Annotated in this window: 3 protein-coding genes; all 3 read right to left on the bottom strand. The window is 67.7% G+C overall.

Annotation, left to right across the window (positions count from 1 at the left end; genetic code table 11):
* The coding region (locus ACZ5CR_RS43585; protein ID WP_468868767.1) for a hypothetical protein at nt 1-347 on the bottom strand (347 nt) is incomplete at its 3' end.
* A gap of 177 nt (nt 348-524) precedes the next feature.
* Complete coding sequence (locus tag ACZ5CR_RS43590) at nt 525-2,033, bottom strand: multicopper oxidase family protein (protein ID WP_468868769.1); 1,509 nt, start codon at nt 2,031-2,033, stop codon at nt 525-527.
* Nucleotides 2,034-2,084: 51 nt separating this feature from the next.
* A complete protein-coding gene (locus ACZ5CR_RS43595) occupies nt 2,085-2,552 on the bottom strand; it encodes an ATP-binding protein (RefSeq protein ID WP_468868773.1) in 468 nt (155 codons plus the stop codon).
* Nucleotides 2,553-2,741: the final 189 nt, after the last annotated feature.

The raw sequence follows: 2,741 nt of genomic DNA on the forward strand, positions 1-2,741 counted from the left end.
TAGTTGGCCTGCTCGTAGTGGTGCTTGCACTGGTCGAGGAGCAGGCCCGCTTCGCTCTTCACTCCGACCGTGTTCACCAGGGATTCGGCCTGCTTCTTGATCGCCGCCGTGCGCTCCGCCACCCGCTCCGCGCGCCGCTGTTCGATCAGGTCGTCCTCAAGGGTCTTCTTGGCCGCGACCAGGCCGTTGTTCTTGTCCTCGACCCACGCGATGCGAACGGAGGCGTCCCGCTTGCGCTGCGGGATCACTCCCCAGGGAAGGTCGATCGACTCGCTGTACGCGATCAGCAGCTCAGTCGCTTCCGCCTCGTCGTTCGCGTACTCCACGTGATTGATCATCTTGGGCATGTTGCCCCCCTCGTCCCCGTCGCCGGGCCGTCCGGCGGCGGGTGCGCGGGCAACGTCTCACCGACGTGGCCGGGCGTCACCGGGTGGCGTCCCGTCCGGTTGCGGCAAGAGCGCCACCCTGCACGTTCAATGGTTCGACGCCCAGGCGGAACGAGATACGCGGGCTCCTGCGCGCGGCTAGTGGCTGTCGTGTCCTCGTGGCGGTGTGCCTGCCCGCTGCCCCTTCTCCACGACGACGAACTGCCCCATCATTCCGCCGTCCTCGTGTGCCAGCAGATGGCAGTGGTACATGTACGGGGTGTCCGGGTCGGCCGGCCCCTCGAATCGCATCGCCAGCTTCATCGTCGTGCCGTTCGGCAGGAACACCGTGTCCTTGGCCCCGCGCAGCTCGGGTGGTGGCGCCTCGCCGTTCACCTCAAGCACCCGGAACTGGACGTCGTGCACGTGGAAGTTGTGCGGCATGCCGTTGTTGTTCCGGACGGTCCACGTCTCGGTGGTGCCCCGCGTGACGGTCTCATCTATTCGGCCCATCTTCATCGCGCGCCCATTGATCCCCGACTCCTTCAGGTCGAAGAACCGCCCGCGCGCCGGGTTCTTGCCGTCAGGCACCTCCAGCTCACCCAGCTGGTGCGGAATGTCGCCGGAAGCGCGCAGCTGCTTCGCGGCCCGCAGCTCCAGGACGTCGAAGGAGTCGTCGCCCCCGCTGAACCGCTGATTCCACGAACTCCCGTAGTTGTCCTGCGGGAAGCTGCGCAGGACGGTCTTCTCGCCCGGCTTCATCCGCACCACGATCTCGGCCCGCTCACCGGGCGACAGCTGTATCCGCTCCATGCGGGCCGGCTGCTCCAGGAGGCCGCCGTCCGTGCCCACCAGGGAGAAGGCGCGGTCGTCCGGGAAGCCGAAGTCGTACGTACGAGCCGTCGATGCGTTGAGCAGCCGCAGCCGGATGAGCTCGTCGCCGACCTCCTGGTACGGACGGAGCGTGCCGTTCACCATGGTCCGGTCGCCCAGGAAGCCGACGTGGCGCATCATGTCGTGACCGTGGTCGAACTTCGCGCCGTCGAACTTGACGTCCTGCACGATCACCGGCAGATCGTCGACCCCGTACTTCTTGGGCAGCGCGAGCCGCGCCGACTGCTTGTCGTCGATGAGGAACATCCCCGCGAGGCCGCGCTGCACGTGCTTCTCCGTCGCGCCGTGCGGATGCGGGTGGTACCAGAGCGTCGATGCAGGCTGATCCACGGTCCAGTTCGGACTCCACTTGCCGCCCGGTTCGACCATCTGGTGCGGACCGCCGTCCATCTTCGCGGGCAGGTGCATGCCGTGCCAGTGCACCGTCGACGCCTCATCCAGGCCGTTCCGTATCCGCACGCGGACCTTCTCGCCGCGCTCCGCGCGCAGGGTCGGCCCCAGATAGTCGCCGTTGAATCCCCAAGTGGCAGTCTTCTGTCCGTCCTTGAACTCCTTCTCGCCGGCCCGCATACGCAGGTCGAAGACGCGGGTGCCGTTCTTGTCCACGCGTGACTTCGCCAGAGGTGGTATCGCCAGCTCATTGTCGAGCGGCCCCTTGCCCACCGTGCTGACCTTGGCGTCGTTCCACAGCCACAGGACGCCGCCGCCGATCGCCAGCGCCACGACGGTGACGAACGAGGCAAACACAATGAGGAAGCGCTTGAGTCGGGACATGCTTCAAGACTCGCGATGTGCCCCGCCCGAGACATCGGGGAACCCCCCGATCTAACCCCGCCCTAGCCCCTGAAGGTCCTCAGGGATCCGACCCTTAGAAGCGTCGAGCAGCGCCAGCTCGAACCACACCGCCTTGCCGATCCCGTACGGCCGGGGGTACGACCCCCACACGTCGGCCAGCACCTCCACCAGGGCAAGGCCACGCCCCGACTCGTCGTCCGGCCCCGCCTCCCTCGGGCACGGCAGCACATCACTCGCGTCGGCCACCTCCACCCGGAAGACGCCCCCGTCCAGCACGCACCGCGCCCCGACCTCATGCCCCGCCGAGACCCGCCCGTGCCGTACGGCGTTGGTCATCAGCTCGCTGAGCAGCAGTACGGCCGTGTCCGCCACGTCGTCCGGGACCTTCCAGGCCCGCGCCTGCTCGGCCAGCAGCCACCGCGCCCTGCCGACGCTGCGCGGCCCGCGCGGCAGCCGCCATTCAATCTCCCTCGGCAGAGGGGAAGTTGTGCGTTCCATGCCTCATACGCTGCCGGGCCGGGCATAGCCTTCTGGAGTATCGACACGGGTACAGAACGTAACCGTACCCACCGTGCACCAGAGGAGCGGGCGCGATGACCGAGGCGAATTCCCAGCCGCCGATGGCCTGGCGTTACTGCGGCAACCAGGTCAAGCGGTGGCGGGAACAGGCGGGGACCACCCGCGAAG

It is taken from the genome of Streptomyces sp. NPDC031274 (genome assembly GCF_055570235.1).